Annotated in this window: 17 protein-coding genes and 1 pseudogene; 2 read left to right on the forward strand and 16 right to left on the reverse strand. The window is 33.8% G+C overall.

The window, feature by feature from the left end:
• Positions 1–246 (forward strand): annotated as a pseudogene (locus ES677_RS15295) (IS30 family transposase); the annotation flags it as partial.
• Positions 247–329: 83 nt separating this feature from the next.
• Here the strand turns inward: ES677_RS15295 and ES677_RS09260 are convergent.
• The 6 genes from ES677_RS09260 to ES677_RS09280 form a co-directional block, all read right to left on the reverse strand.
• Positions 330–998, reverse strand: coding sequence for a DUF2461 domain-containing protein (locus ES677_RS09260; RefSeq protein ID WP_148369010.1), 669 nt, complete (start codon positions 996–998; stop codon positions 330–332).
• Positions 999–1,103: 105 nt separating this feature from the next.
• The gene (locus tag ES677_RS15795) at positions 1,104–1,235 is read right to left on the reverse strand and encodes a hypothetical protein (RefSeq protein ID WP_262484282.1); all 132 of its coding nucleotides are present in this window, start codon (positions 1,233–1,235) and stop codon (positions 1,104–1,106) included.
• Between the two features lie 114 nt (positions 1,236–1,349).
• The gene (locus tag ES677_RS09265) at positions 1,350–1,496 is read right to left on the reverse strand and encodes a DUF1328 domain-containing protein (protein ID WP_246124457.1); all 147 of its coding nucleotides are present in this window, start codon (positions 1,494–1,496) and stop codon (positions 1,350–1,352) included.
• A gap of 45 nt (positions 1,497–1,541) precedes the next feature.
• A complete protein-coding gene (locus tag ES677_RS09270; protein WP_148369012.1) occupies positions 1,542–2,450 on the reverse strand; it encodes a mechanosensitive ion channel family protein in 909 nt (302 codons plus the stop codon).
• Between the two features lie 72 nt (positions 2,451–2,522).
• On the reverse strand, positions 2,523–3,035 hold the full coding sequence (locus ES677_RS09275; RefSeq protein ID WP_148369196.1) for a Dps family protein: 513 nt from the start codon (positions 3,033–3,035) through the stop codon (positions 2,523–2,525).
• A gap of 155 nt (positions 3,036–3,190) precedes the next feature.
• Complete coding sequence (locus ES677_RS09280) at positions 3,191–3,973, reverse strand: tRNA pseudouridine synthase A (protein WP_148369014.1); 783 nt, start codon at positions 3,971–3,973, stop codon at positions 3,191–3,193.
• A gap of 87 nt (positions 3,974–4,060) precedes the next feature.
• Between ES677_RS09280 and ES677_RS09285 the strand changes: the two genes are divergently transcribed.
• Positions 4,061–4,501 (forward strand): hypothetical protein, encoded by a 441-nt coding sequence (locus ES677_RS09285; RefSeq protein WP_148381092.1) that lies wholly within the window; start codon positions 4,061–4,063, stop codon positions 4,499–4,501.
• A gap of 107 nt (positions 4,502–4,608) precedes the next feature.
• Here the strand turns inward: ES677_RS09285 and hisIE are convergent, their stop codons facing one another.
• From hisIE to ES677_RS09335, 10 genes are all read right to left on the reverse strand, one after another.
• The gene (gene hisIE, locus ES677_RS09290) at positions 4,609–5,208 is read right to left on the reverse strand and encodes a bifunctional phosphoribosyl-AMP cyclohydrolase/phosphoribosyl-ATP diphosphatase HisIE (protein WP_148369017.1); all 600 of its coding nucleotides are present in this window, start codon (positions 5,206–5,208) and stop codon (positions 4,609–4,611) included.
• Between the two features lie 45 nt (positions 5,209–5,253).
• Positions 5,254–6,009: an imidazole glycerol phosphate synthase subunit HisF gene (hisF, locus tag ES677_RS09295; RefSeq protein ID WP_148381093.1), complete on the reverse strand. Its 756-nt coding sequence runs from the start codon at positions 6,007–6,009 to the stop codon at positions 5,254–5,256.
• 38 nt (positions 6,010–6,047) lie between these two features.
• Positions 6,048–6,785 (reverse strand): 1-(5-phosphoribosyl)-5-[(5-phosphoribosylamino)methylideneamino]imidazole-4-carboxamide isomerase, encoded by a 738-nt coding sequence (gene hisA, locus ES677_RS09300; protein WP_148369020.1) that lies wholly within the window; start codon positions 6,783–6,785, stop codon positions 6,048–6,050.
• Between the two features lie 75 nt (positions 6,786–6,860).
• The gene (hisH, locus tag ES677_RS09305; protein WP_148381140.1) at positions 6,861–7,445 is read right to left on the reverse strand and encodes an imidazole glycerol phosphate synthase subunit HisH; all 585 of its coding nucleotides are present in this window, start codon (positions 7,443–7,445) and stop codon (positions 6,861–6,863) included.
• Positions 7,446–7,476: 31 nt separating this feature from the next.
• Positions 7,477–8,610: a bifunctional histidinol-phosphatase/imidazoleglycerol-phosphate dehydratase HisB gene (gene hisB, locus ES677_RS09310; RefSeq protein WP_148381094.1), complete on the reverse strand. Its 1,134-nt coding sequence runs from the start codon at positions 8,608–8,610 to the stop codon at positions 7,477–7,479.
• 9 nt (positions 8,611–8,619) lie between these two features.
• On the reverse strand, positions 8,620–9,657 hold the full coding sequence (gene hisC, locus ES677_RS09315; protein WP_148381095.1) for a histidinol-phosphate transaminase: 1,038 nt from the start codon (positions 9,655–9,657) through the stop codon (positions 8,620–8,622).
• A complete protein-coding gene (hisD, locus tag ES677_RS09320; protein ID WP_148381096.1) occupies positions 9,657–10,937 on the reverse strand; it encodes a histidinol dehydrogenase in 1,281 nt (426 codons plus the stop codon). Before hisD ends, hisC begins: the two co-directional genes overlap by 1 nt.
• The gene (hisG, locus tag ES677_RS09325) at positions 10,937–11,794 is read right to left on the reverse strand and encodes an ATP phosphoribosyltransferase (protein ID WP_148381097.1); all 858 of its coding nucleotides are present in this window, start codon (positions 11,792–11,794) and stop codon (positions 10,937–10,939) included. Before hisG ends, hisD begins: the two co-directional genes overlap by 1 nt.
• Positions 11,795–12,051: 257 nt before the next feature.
• The gene (locus tag ES677_RS09330) at positions 12,052–12,864 is read right to left on the reverse strand and encodes a prohibitin family protein (RefSeq protein ID WP_148369030.1); all 813 of its coding nucleotides are present in this window, start codon (positions 12,862–12,864) and stop codon (positions 12,052–12,054) included.
• 19 nt (positions 12,865–12,883) lie between these two features.
• Complete coding sequence (locus tag ES677_RS09335) at positions 12,884–14,917, reverse strand: vWA domain-containing protein (protein ID WP_148381098.1); 2,034 nt, start codon at positions 14,915–14,917, stop codon at positions 12,884–12,886.
• Positions 14,918–14,932: the final 15 nt, after the last annotated feature.

The following is a 14,932-nucleotide window of genomic DNA, read 5'->3' on the forward strand; positions in this document are numbered from 1 at the left end:
ATAGCAAAAGATGTCAATGCGAAAACATATTTTACACGACCATATACCTCTCAGGATAAAGGAACTGTCGAAAATAGAATAGGTGTTATAAGGAGGTTTTTTCCAAAGAAAACAGACCTTAGAGAAGCCTCAGTCAAGAGAATAAAAGAAGTAGAAAAATTGCTAAATTACAGACCAATTAGAAAGTTTAATTATAATAACCCTATTGAAGTCCTAAATAATAAGTGTGTTGCACTTATGGGTTGAACTCAGCAATAACGTTATTTAGTAATTTTAAATTAGTTTTTATGTTGTTACTGCTACGCTTTACGAAATATGCTAAAATCTAATTAAATGGTAGAAACTCCATTTAAATCGGTAGTCAATACGTTACTCATATAATTAAAATATGGACGAATAGCTTTAAATGAATCACTTACAAGGTCGGTGAAGTTAGGATCTAAAACTTCGGCATCAGTAAAGTTTTTAGTAAATATAAATTGCTTCTTTCTTATTAAATCTATGTTTTTATGATCGCGGCTAAATCCTTTGGGTGCTGTTTTTACTTCATCCCCAGTAAGTGTTCCCCAAGTGTTTTTTAAGACTGCTCCTTCTAAAACCTCACGCATTTCACTCGCATCAGTTTCAAATTCTTTGCGGATTCTTAATAAATCGGTTGGCTCTGGATTCCAAAAGCCTGCAGCCATAAAACTTTTATTATTAGGTTGGATTTGCAAATAATACCCACCTCTTAGTTCTGGTTTCACCCTATGAAAAGACCCTCCAAAATGTATTTTATAAGGTAGTTTGTTTTTAGAAAAACGCACATCGCGATAAATCCTAAAAATCTTCACTTTATCTACATTGTCGTGTGTATTCAGGACTTCTAAAATTGAATTATAGACTATTTTTATTTCGGTTTCAATATTTCTAAATTCTTGTTTATTGTCGGCAAACCATTCTCTATTATTATTTTTTTCTAATGCGTTTAAGAATTTAAATATAGGCTTTGCATTCATTTTTGTGACTTTTTTTAGTTTTTAAAAATAGAAAAAGCCTCGGAATACCCGAGACTCTAAGCTAATTAGTTATTATAACTAATTATTTTAATGGTGTACAGCACATTAATCTACTGCATCTTCAATATCATCTGCAACATCTTCAATAGCGTCTCCTGCAGATTTTTCTTCTCTACATCCTGTAAAAACAGTTGCCATTGTAAATAATACAATAAATGTATAGGCTAATTTTTTCATTTTTGTGGTTTTTAAAGTTAATATTAGTTTTTAGTTTAAATAAATATAATCAATTTTCAACTAATTTTCGCTTCTTATTATAATTTTATTATTGACTACATTTTATTGTTATTATTACTTTTTTAACCCGCCATTTATAAGTGACAGTATAAAAAGCACTATAAATATGAAGAAACATATTTTAGCTATTCCAGCTGCTCCTCCGGCAATGCCTCCAAAGCCTAAAACCCCAGCGATTAATGCAATAATAATGAATGTGATGGTTCAACGTAACATAATTTCTGGTTTTAAGGTTAATATTAAATTCTATTGCTTTTCTTCTTTTGGTTGTTTCTCAACGTTATTTTTGTCTAATGTTAATTCGTTATCAAATTGTAATGTTCTTATAGGGAACGGTATATTAATATCGTTTTTATCGAATGCTTTTTTTAATGCGATAATGGCCGTATTGATGGCTCTAAGTTTATAAATGGCTTTATCACCCTCAATCCAAAATCGGCATAAAAAATTAATAGAACTCCCCCCAAACTCTTGGTAATAAAATTCTACATCCTCCTCTTTTTCAATGCCTTTAAAAGCATTGACTATGGTTTTTTTTGTTAACTCTTCAACAAATTCAAGGTTAGACTCGTAACCCACACCGCAATTAAAAGAGACTCTTATTTTTGGCGTTAAAGAATAGTTTTTTACTGGATTTTCTAGAATATTCTTATTCGGTATCATTACCATATTATTATCAGCCTCTCTAACAACAAAATTTTTAAGGCTAATTTCTACAACTTCTCCAGAGAATCCATTGGTTTCTACCCAATGTCCTAATTCTATAGATTTTCTAAAACTAAGTACAATACCAGCAAATGTATTACTTAGTGTACCTTGTAATGCCAAACCGATAACCAATCCGGAAACCCCTGCCGCTCCAATTAACGTTTCTAACGTTTTGCTCAAATTGAGCACTCCTAACGCTAGAAATAACCCTATAGCAACAACAACAATAGTGGTCATTTTAGAAATGATATTGACTAGCGAATCTTGGTTTATGCGTTTAGAAATTAATCGTTTTACTAATTTTGAAGCATATTTGGCGATATAATAAAAAGCGACTAATACTATAATTGCTATTAGTAAATTAGGCAGATTTTTTACAAAAGCATTAAACCAACTTAAAAGTTTCTCTGATAATAAATTAAATGATTTGTTAATTTGATCTTGCATTTTTAGTCGTTAGTTATGGGTTAATCAATAGGTGGTTAGAACATTTTTGTAATGACATTATAAAACGGTGAGTTACCTTTTTACCGTTTTTAATTCATTTACGTTTAAATGTTCTTTTGCTTTTTTAGACCAAGCATTTAACATCCAACTCGATTTTTCTAACTCACGAATGTAAGCTCCAATTAAGTCGATAGTTCCCTCGTCGCCCGCACTGTTAGCTTTCTCGATAATTTCAGACATTTGCGCTAAGATTTTTTTATGATCGCCTATTAACTCAGTAACCATATCTTGGTCTGACACTAAAGCATTTCCTTCTTCTAATGATGATATTTTTAAGTAGTCACTAAATTTACTAACAGGGTGATGTCTTAGTGTTAATATGCGTTCTGCAACTTCGTCTATCTTAACTTTAGCATCGTTATACATTTCTTCGAACTGAATATGTAAATCGAAGAAGTTTTTCCCTAAAACATTCCAGTGAAACGTTCTTAGTTTTTGGTAGTAAATATGGTAATCTGCCAACAACGTATTGAGATCCATTACTACAGGTAATAATTTTTCGTCTTGTATATTTAAATAGCTCATAATTGAATAGTCTTTTTTGGTTTCCATTCAATATAAACAGAGTATTAGGCGAAGTCAATTATTTTAACATATTTTAACCTTACTGTCAATCTCTTAACGTAAATTATGTTAAAATAAAATATAATTACAAATAATTTTAACAGTTTTAAATCATATTACTCAAAATCTATTTTGCTTAGAATTAATCCTGAAGCTGGTGCGATATACTCCATTTTGGCAGTATTTTCTACGGTTAGTGAGTTCTTAATATCGTCTAAACTCAATTTACCTTTACCCAAATCGAATAAAGCCCCCATCATTAATCGTATTTGGTTTCTCATAAAACCTTTCCCCTTTACTCTTAACATATACGTGGTTTCTGGAAAGAAATTGGCAGTGTATTTTGTGTTTTCAACAAGTTCACACAACAAGAGGGTTCGGGTATAAATACCGTGATCGGTTGGCCGGTAACTATAGCTTTTAAAATAGTGTTCTCCCTCAAAGAGTTTGGCGCCTTCTTTCATTATCTCGATATCTAAATCGTCTAAAATAGTTGTTAATATAGGCGCACAAAAGGGGTGAAACTTATCTCCATAAGCGAAAACATAATTGTATTCTTTAAGTTTTGAATGCTGAATAATATTAAACTTAGCGTCGACTTCACGAATGCCCGTTGCTCGAATATCTTGTGGTAAGTTATGATTAAATAACGTTAAAAACGTGGTTAAATCTTCTATGGGCTCGTATAGAAATAATTCGAATGCAGCATTTTCTGCCGAAACCATAGCATCCGTTCTGCCGGAGCTTAAACTTTTAAAACGTTTTCCTTCTAAAATAAAATTCAGTGTTCTGTCCACCATTAAATGAACCGTTTTCAGGTTAGGCTGCTTTTGCCATCCGTGAAATCTATATCCTAAATATTGTAAAGTAATAACGTAGAAAAACTTCTTCAAAATTATATAATTTTGGCCGAAAGTAGTTTATAAAATTACATTTCGCAAAATTTTAATACCTTGTATTTTATAAACTAAATAAAACATTAATATATGTCTAAAATCATTAAACAAAAACTACCCATTTGGTATTGGATTATTGCTGCCTTTGCCTTGCTTTGGAATGCTTTAGGCATTTACAAATATTTACAACACGCTTACCAAACCGAAGCTTTTAAAGCGCTGTACCCCGATCTAGAAACCCTAACAATGGTTATAAACACTCCAGATTGGGTAATGGCTGCATTTGCTACCGCTGTCTTTTTTGGTTTTTTAGGAAGTGTGGCGCTTTTATTAAGAACAAAATGGGCGAAACCCCTTTTACTAATATCTTTAATAGGGATTACTATCCAACTCACCTATAATTTGTTTATAAGTAACGCTTTAGAAGTTTACGGACCAGGGGCGATTATTATGCCAATGATGGTTTTAGTTTTTGGTTTCGTGATTTTTTACTTGGCTAAAAAAGCGGAAAGTAAGGGTTGGATTTTATAGCGGATTTAAATTAAAAATATCAAGTCTTGATTTAACTTAAATATACTAAGGATAAACCAAGACTTTTAAAATAATAAGTCTCACTTCGCACGAAGTTATTTTGTTTCCTACTTCTCTCTCTCCTTTAAAACAGTTACCACATCGTCAATTTTAAAGCCTTTTGCTTGCAATAATAATAAGTAATGAAACAGTAGATCTGCACTTTCACTTAAAAATAGCACATCGTTATTATCTTTAGCTTCAATAACCACTTCAATGGCTTCCTCTCCTACTTTTTGTGCCACTTTATTAATTCCTTTTTCAAAAAGTGATGCGACATACGATTTTTCAGTATTACCAACTTTAATTCGAGCTTCAATAGTTTTTTCTAAATTAGAAATAAACCCATAATGTACCTCGTTTTTGGTGTTCCAACACGTATCAGATCCTTTATGGCACGTCGGTCCTTCGGGTTTAACGAGAATTAATAAGGTATCGTTATCGCAATCTAGTTGTATGTCGACTACGTGTAATACATTTCCACTTTCTTCACCTTTCATCCAAAGCCTCTGCTTTGTTCTACTATAAAATGTTACTTTTTTAGTTTTTTCAGTGGTGTTAAAAGCGTCTTCATTCATATACCCCAACATCAATACATTCTTGGTATTGCTATCTTGGATTATTGCAGGCACTAATCCATCATTATTTTTATTAAAATCTATATTCATTCTTTTATTTTTTTATGTTGTAGCCTTTTTTATATTATAATTTGCTTATAGACGCATAGGAATACCCTTATTTTGAAGTTCTCTTTTTAAATCTGGGATAGTGATTTCATTAAAATGAAAAACACTGGCAGCCAAAGCGGCATCTGCTTGTCCTAAAGTAAAAGCCGCTACAAAATGTTGTATAGTTCCTGCGCCGCCTGAAGCAATAATAGGAATATTCAGACTCTGAGATAATTTCGCTAACGCTGAATTTGCAAAACCAGATTTTGTACCGTCATTGTTCATAGAAGTAAACAAAATTTCTCCTGCCCCCCTACTTTCAACTTCTTTTGCCCAATCGAACATATTTAATTTTGTTGGTATGCTTCCGCCGGCTAAATGCACAATCCACTCCCCATCGATTTCTTTCGCGTCGATAGCCACCGTAATACATTGTTTACCAAATTTCTTAGATAACGCATTAATAAGCTCGGGATTTTTAATGGCTGAAGAATTTACAGACACTTTATCTGCTCCCGATTTTAAAAGCCTATCAACATCCTCTATTGAAGAAATACCACCACCAACAGTAAACGGAATATTAATGTGCTCTGCGACCTTTAAAACCATCTCTAAAGTGGTGTTTCGTTCTTCTAAAGTAGCAGAGATGTCTAAAAATACAAGTTCATCTGCCCCCATATCGGCATAGCGTTTTGCTAATTCTACAGGATCGCCGGCATCTCGTAATTGCTTAAAATTAATTCCTTTTACGGTGCGTCCGTTCTTTATATCGAGACACGGAATAATGCGTTTTGTTAACATAATATGTGATTTGGATTCTATAATATTCTTTAAATTAGTTAAACAAAACGTTCTAGTTCTTTTAAACTGATTCGGTTTTCGTAAATGGCTTTTCCTATAATTACAGCTTCACAGCCTAGCGCTTTTAGTTTTGGCAACTCATCGATACTTGAAATACCACCAGAAGCTATTAATTTTATAGATTGATCTGTACTGTTACCGTTAGAACATTCTGAAATAATTTTTTTATATAAATCGAACGACGGCCCTTCTAGCATTCCATCTTTCGCGATATCGGTACAAATAACGTATTGAATTCCTTTTTTCTGGTATTCTTTTATAAAAGGTACCACTTTTAAACTGCTTTCTTCTAACCAACCACTAATGGCAATATTTTCGTTTTTACAATCGGCTCCCAAAATAATTTTCTGAGAACCGTACTTAGCCACCCAACTTTCGAAAATTTCGGTATCATGCACCGCGATACTTCCTCCCGTTATTTGCTTTGCTCCAGAATTAAAAGCCGTTATTAAATCGTCACTAGATTTTAATCCGCCGCCAAAATCTATTTTCAAATTTGTTTTTGTGGCAATATTTTCTAACACTTTGTAATTCACAATATGCTTTGCTTTAGCCCCATCTAAATCCACTAAATGTAGGTAAGTAATCCCTGAATCTTCAAACTGTTTGGCAACCTCCAAAGGGTTTTCGTTATATATTTTTTTTGTGCTGTAATCGCCTTTCGTTAAGCGTACACATTTACCGTCTATTATATCTATTGCTGGTAGTATTCTCATAAGTTTCTTTGCTGCTAGTCATTATTAAAATGACGATCTCTTTCTTTATTTTTTACTGAATGTTTTTAAAATAGCTTACTCTAAGGTCAAAAAGTTCCTTAAAAGTTGCGCGCCAATTTCACCGCTTTTCTCCGGATGAAATTGTACCCCATAAAAATTATTATGTTGTAAGGCTGAAGCGTAATCCAAATCGTAATGGGTTGTTGCAATGGTTTGCGCGTTTGTTACCGCATAAAAACTATGCACCAAATACATAAACGCGTCTTCTTTAATGTTTTTAAACAACCCCGATTTTAAATTGGTAATAGTATTCCATCCCATTTGAGGCACTTTAACAGCCGTAGAAAATTGTTTCACTTCGGTGTTAAAGATCCCTAAACCTTTAGTACTCCCCTCTTCTGAGCTGTTACATAATAATTGCATACCTAAGCAAATGCCTAAAACGGGTTGTTTTAAAGTAGGGATAAGAAGGTCTAATTTACTGTTTTTTAACATTTCCATAGCGCTACTCGCTTCTCCGACACCAGGAAAGATAACTTTATCTGCCACACTAATCTCTTCTGGATTACTAGTTAGTTTTGCCGATACGCCTAAGCGCTTAAAAGCAAATTGCAAGCTTTTAATATTTCCAGCGCCGTAATCTATAATAACTACATTCATTATCTGTTCTTTAATATTCATTAATAAATACCTATAGCACACCTTTTGTGCTGGGTAACACCATTTTCTCTGTATCGCGTTTTACAGCCATTTTTATGGCTTTAGCAAAGGCTTTAAAAATAGCTTCAATTTTGTGGTGTTCGTTTGCACCTTCAGCTTTTATATTTAAGTTACACTTTGCCCCATCGGTAAAGGATTTAAAAAAGTGAACAAACATTTCTGTGGGCATTTTACCAATCATCTCGCGTTTAAAATCGGCTTCCCAAACTAACCAATTTCTACCGCCAAAGTCGATCGCTACTTGTGCTAAACAATCGTCCATTGGTAAACAAAACCCGTAGCGTTCCACTCCTAATTTGTTACCTAATGCTTCTGCAAAAACGTCACCTAAAGCGATTGCCGTATCTTCAATGGTGTGGTGTTCATCGACATCTAAATCCCCAACAACTTTAATGTTTAAATCTAATTGACCGTGTCGTGCAATTTGATCTAACATATGGTCGAAAAAAGCAATCCCCGTGTCTATTTCACTATTGCCTGTTCCGTCTAAATTTAATTCAATAGCTATTTTAGTTTCATTAGTATTTCTAATACTACGCGCAGAGCGTTCTTTAAGCTTTAAAAACTCGTAAATCACCTTCCAATCGTTTGTTTCTAGAGCTATAAAAGATTGTAAATCGGTTTGTTTTACTGTAATTTCACTCGTTCCTAAATTAGTATTATCATTTATAAAAATAGCCCGAGCATTTAAATTTTTTGCCAATTCTACATCGGTTAAGCGATCTCCAATAACAAAGGAATTTGTTAAATCGTAATCTTTAGAGAAATACTGGGTTAATAACCCTGTATTTGGTTTGCGTGTGGGCGCATTATCTTTAGCAAAAGTTTTATCTATAAATTGTTCTTTAAAGATAACACCTTCTGCTTCAAAAGTTTTTAGAATAAAATTCTGAACGGGCCAAAACGTGCTTTCAGGATACTCTTTAGTGCCTAAACCATCTTGGTTGGTAACCATTACAATTTCAAAATCTAATTCAGTCGCTATTTTACTTAGATATTGAAACACTTTGGGATAGAATTCCAGTTTATCGAATGCATCAATTTGTTCATCGGCCGGTTCCTTAATTAGTGTACCGTCTCGGTCTATAAATAATACTTTTTTCATTTTTAAATTCTATTTTAAAGCTTCTAAGCTTTGTATTAATAATGCATTTTCCTTGGCTGTCCCAACGGTTAAACGTAAACAATTATGGCATAACGACTCGTTTGTTCTGTTTCTAATCACAATGCCCTTATTAATTAATTCACTATACCGTTTTGTAGCATTATCAACTTTTATAAGCACGAAATTACAGTCTGACGGATAAATTTTCTCAACGCAATAAATGGACTTTAAAGCTGAAATTAGAGTGGATCTATTGTTTTTAATCCGTTCAATTTCTTCAGAAACAGTATCGATGTTTAACAGTCTCTCTTTTGCTTTTTCTTGAGTTAATGCGTTTACATTATATGGTGGTTTTATACTGTTAAGTACGCGCGTTATTTCTGCAGAAGCGTAACACACACCAAGTCTAATCGCCGCTAAACCATAGGCTTTAGATAAGGTTTGTGTAATAATAAGATTAGGGAATTGCTCTAATTTGTTTAACCAACTTTGTTGCTCTGAAAAATCGATGTATGCTTCATCTATCACTACAACACCCTTAAATTTACGCAATAATTCGTCAACACTATCTCCCGAGAAACTATTTCCAGAAGGATTATTAGGTGAACATAAAAACAAAATTTTACTATGTGCTGTGGCCGCCTCTAAAATAGCGTCGACTCGTGGTTGAAAGTCTTCGGTTAACACTACTTTTTTAACCGCTACAGCATTTATATTAGCCAAAACCTCATACATACCATAGGTTGGCGGCAGGGTGATTATATTGTCTTGATTGGGCTCACAAAACGCTCTAATGATTAGGTCTAAGATTTCATCGCTTCCATTACCTAAAACTATATTTTCTATCGGACACTCCTTTATTTGTGACAATAGATTTTTTACTTCTAATTGTTGCGGATCGGGATACCGATTAACGCCATTTTCGAACGGATTTTCGTTAGCATCTAAAAACACCATCGCATTGCTTTTTTCCTGAAACTCGTCGCGTGCTGAAGAGTACGGTTTTAAGGCCTTTATGTTTGCTCTTATTAAATGTTGTATACTCATTATAAATCTTTTAATCGGATGGAAACGGCATTTTTGTGAGCGTGTAGGCCTTCAGCTTCTGCCATTATTTCAATTGTTTTACCAATATTTAACAACCCTTTTTTAGTGATTTTTTGAAACGTCATACTCTTCATAAAACTATCTAAATTTACTCCCGAATAGGCTTTACTAAATCCATTAGTAGGTAAAGTGTGGTTGGTTCCCGACGCATAATCGCCAGCACTTTCAGGTGTAAAATTACCAACAAAAACGGAGCCTGCATTGACGATACCGTTACAATAGAACGCTTCGTTTTCTGTACAAATTATAAAATGCTCGGGGGCGTATTCATTTATTAAATCTAAAGCTTCTGCATCATTCTTCACCAAAATTAACTTAGAGTTTTCTATTGCTTTTTTTGCCATTGCCTGCCTTGGCAAAACCTTTAACTGTTTTTCAACCTCCTTTTCGACAGCAGTAATTAAAGGTTTTGAAGTTGACACTAATAGCACTTGACTATCGGCCCCGTGCTCTGCTTGACTTAACAAATCAGAGGCCACGTATTCCGCATTAGCGGTAACATCGGCCATTACCAATAGCTCACTGGGACCAGCAGGCATATCGATTGCAACACCGTATTTTGTAGCTATTTGTTTCGCAACGGTTACGAATTGGTTTCCGGGACCATAGATTTTGTAGACTTTAGGAATGGTTTCTGTACCAAAAGTTAGTCCGGCAATAGCCTGAATTCCACCAATTTTAATCACTTTTGAAACGCCACATAGCTGCGCCGCATACAAAATTTCGTTAGCTATTTTACCCTCTTTATTTGGTGGCGTACATAAAACAATATCTTTACAACCCGCAATCTGGGCAGGAATGGCCAACATTAAAACCGTTGAAAATAAAGGAGCCGTCCCACCAGGGATGTACAATCCTATTTTTTGAATCGCTCTTTTTTCTTGCCAACACGTAACACCTTCTTGGGTTTCAATTTCTATTTTTGTGGTCTTTTGAGCTGTGTGGAATTTTTCAATATTAGATTTAGCTTGCTGTATGGCCTTCTTTAATTCTGGCGAAACCGCTTGAGTTGCTTGATTTATCTCTTCTTCTGATGCAGTAAAGCGCGTTAATTGCACACCATCAAATATATGTGTGTATTTTGAAACGGCTACATCGCCATTTCTATTAATATCATCGAATATTTCATTGACAGTTTTTTCAATGTCATTTACTGTTTGAGTTGGACGCTTTAAAAGCTCAGCCCAACAGTCTCTTTTAGGGTTTTCAATTATATTCATTACACTACCATTTTTTCGATTGGACATACTAAAATTCCTTGGGCACCTGAGTCTTTTAACGCATCTATTACCGCCCATAATTCATTCTCATTAATTACTGAATGTACAGAACTCCAACCTTTATCATCCAAAGGCAATACGGTTGGACTTTTCATTCCAGGTAGTAATTTTATAATTTGCGCTAGTTTTTCGTTTGGTGCGTTTAAGAGTACATATTTCGAGTTTTGACCTTTTAAAACCGCACGCATTCTAAATTGGATGGTATCTAATAAGACTTTATTTTCTTCTGAAATTTTAGGAGATACAGCTAGCACAGCTTCAGATTTTAATAAGACTTCAATCTCCTTTAATCCGTTTTTAAATAAAGTACTACCGCTAGAAACGATATCGCAGATAGCATCTGCCAACCCAATATTTGGGGCAATTTCTACCGATCCACTAATAACGTGCAAGTCGGCCGTTAACTTATTTTTCTCTAAAAACTGATTGACCGTGTTGGGGTAAGAGGTGGCTATGCGTTTACCTTCTAAATCTCTTAAACATTTTGCTTTAGAAGACTTTGGCACAGCAATAGAGACCTTACATTTAGAAAAGCCTAGACGTTCTACAATAGGTAAATCTTCCCCTTTTTCGATTAAAACATTCTCCCCGATAATAGCGATATCTACAACGCCATCTCTTAAATACTGTGGAATGTCGCCATTTCTAAGATAAAACACTTCTAACGGAAAATTTCGTGCCGATGCTTTAAGTTGTTCTTTACCGTTATCGATTGATATTCCAATGTTTTTTAGAATTTGCATTGACTCTTCGTTGAGTCGTCCAGATTTTTGAACTGCAATTTTTAATTTACTCATTTTAATTAGATTTATTAAATTTGAGTAAATCGATAGTGAGTAGAAACAAAAAACCCGTTTGATTTACTCAAACGGGTTTTAAAAATATCTTGGTTTTATTCAATACACTTTCACTTCGCTTGAGAGCAACTATGAAAATGATGATGGAATTGAATAAATGTCATTGTTCTTGTTTTATTGAGTGCAAATATCGTTAATTTTATTCTGTAAAACCAAATGTTTTATGATAAAATTCTAACATTAGCTTATTAAGACGTTTAGTTTCCTAAAATTATTGGCATTCCGCTATCTCCAGCTCCAATTACAACCACCTTACTATTAGGTGATTCTGATAATTTTATCGTAGCTTCAATACCTTTGTCTTGAAGGATTTTATCGGTTATCGATGCGCTTAAAATTCTATTCGCATCTGCTTTACCTTGCGCTTCAATAATTTGTTTCTGTGCTTCTTTAGTAGCTTTAACTAATCTAAATTCATATTCTAAAGACTCTTGCTCTTGCTTTAATTTACGCTCAATAGCGTCTTTTATAGTGGATGGCAACGTTACATCTCTAACTAAGACTTCGTTTAACTGGATATATTGATCTTGCACTATATTTTTTGTTTCTACAAAAATTTCTTGCTGAATGGCATCACGTTTACTAGAGTATAATTGTTCTGGTGTATAACGTCCTACAACGCTACGAGCTGCCGATCTTATTGCTGGTAATAGCACACGATCTTTGTACATCTGACTTTTTTCTTGATGTAATTTAGCCAAATCTTCGAATCTAGGCTGAAACCAAACTGAAGCTTCTAATCTAATATCTAACCCGTTTGAAGATAACACATTCATTTGCTCTAAAATTTCTTGCTGACGCACTTCGTAAACAGTCACTCTGTTCCAAGGGGCAACAATATGAAATCCTTCACCTAAAGGTGGCTCGTCGGTTACTACACCGTTATCAAAGGTTCGATATAACACACCTGCTTTACCGGAGTCAATCGTTACTGTCGATTTAAATAATACTATTAAAAGTATTACAATTCCTATTATTATTGGTATTCCTACTTTTGGTAATTTGTCCATTTACTTCTTTTTTATTTATTTAAATTAATCCTTTATATTTTCTTAAAAACCATTCTACTGAAAGACTTAACGCTATTAATGCTAATAAATACTTCCAATCTATTAATGGCACTGTACTTTTATTACTTTTCTGAAGCGGTTTAAAGGCCTCATTTTCCGAGAGATTATTAAACATCTCACTATAATTATCTATATAATAACTTTGTCCGTTACTATTTTTGGCAATGTACTCTAATTTTGATGCATTAGCATTATAAAACTGTTGTTCTACGCTATATTCTAAAATTTTAAATTGGCCTGCTTTTGAAATATTTTCAGACTTAGTTCGCACTGTAAAACTATATTCGCCGGCGGGTAAATCGTTCAAATCGGCTTCGTATACATTATTATTTAACAAGAAAGGCACTGCTTTAACTAGTGTATTGTCCTTATTTTCAATCGATAAGGACAGCGCTTCTGTCTTATCAAACTCGTAATTTTTATTAAAATAGTGTGCTTTTATAACCACATTAGTCGCTCCTTGATAAAACGAATCGAAATCTAATTCCAGTCTATTCTTTCGTTTATTAGAACTTAAGTACTGAATAATTTTACCAAAAAAGTTATCAAACTCATTAAAATTTTCGGTATTTAGGTAGTTTTGAGCCCGCCATCTCCAAATGTTCTCTCCAAATAAAATGGCTTCACGTTTCGAGCCGACTTCAAAAGTGGCTAAAAGCGGCTCGTCTGTTTTAAAGTTTCCAATGGTTTTATACAATAGTGTTTCTAGAGGTACAGAAAATTCGGGTGCTCCAAAAGATGACACTAAAGGTGGTAAAGATACGAAATTTAAATCTTCAACAATAAACGCAGAATAACTCGTATTTAAATGGGCTTGGTAGTCTTCGGTTTGTGAGGTAATATCTTGCCTGTAATTTTCGGACTGCGCATTTAAAAAAGTCCAATCGGTTTTTGTGCCTGTTATTACAAATTTATTCTTGTTAACATCTTTCATTTCAGCAAATAACTGACTAAAACTATTGTCTGGCTGGTAAACAATAACCAACTGAAAATCGTCGAGCTTCCCTAGTAATTCATTCGGTTTAAAGAGGGTTACAGAGCGTTGCTCGTTTGTTTCTATACTTTTTTTCAATGCGCCTAAATCGGGATGTAACAACGCACTCACTAAAGCTACATTTGTTTTCTGGTCGATGACTTCAACCGCAAAATCTCTTACGTTATTAACTTTGTTTTTTTCGGTGTTAATTGGCACTAATGTCGCCTTGTAAGCGTGCACTCCAACCTTGTTTGCTGGTAAATTAAAAGAAATGACTTCAGACGTTTTTGTTTTTGAAAACGACACAATTTTTGAAAATACTACAGCATTACCCTGTGTGACTTGAAATGTAGTTGAAAAATTGCTGTTACCTGAATATACCGCTATCGCTTCAACTGGAAATTTATTTTTTAAAAACACATATTTATTCACATTTAACTGTTGCAATTTAATATCTACATACAGCGTGGTATCTCCTAAAATAATAGGATAAATTTCCTGATTATATTTCTTCGCCGAAAATTCGTAATCGTTACCAAAAGTCTGGTTTCCATCGGTAATTAAAAGGGTTGGTGAGACCGTGTTTTTATAAATTTGGTGTAAACTGGAAAACGCTGAAGAGATGTTGGTTTGATTTTCGCTAAAACCCAACGTATCTAATGATTGTAATAGGCTTCCGAAGGAGTATAAATCGACAGTAAACCGATCATTTATAGCTGTGTTTTCTTTTAACGCTATTAAAAACTGATTTACTTTATCGTCTTGATTCAAGTGTTTTATAGAGCTCGAATTATCTACAGCCACCACTAAGGTAGGTTTTTCTGTAGTAATAGTTAACTGTTCGAATTCCGGGTTAATTAACAACAGAAACACAGAAAACAAAGTAATCGTCCTTAAAATCACAAAAAGCGCAGTCTTGTTAGAAGCGCTTTTTGTTTTGTATTTGTATTGAAAAAGCGCTAATAAAAGAGCTGCAATTCCAGCTAGAATGATATATAAAAGAGTTTGATAACTCATTAATTTTTAAATTCT

This window comes from Bizionia gelidisalsuginis (genome assembly GCF_008086185.1).
In the GTDB taxonomy this organism is placed as follows: Bacteria; Bacteroidota; Bacteroidia; order Flavobacteriales; family Flavobacteriaceae; genus Bizionia; species Bizionia saleffrena.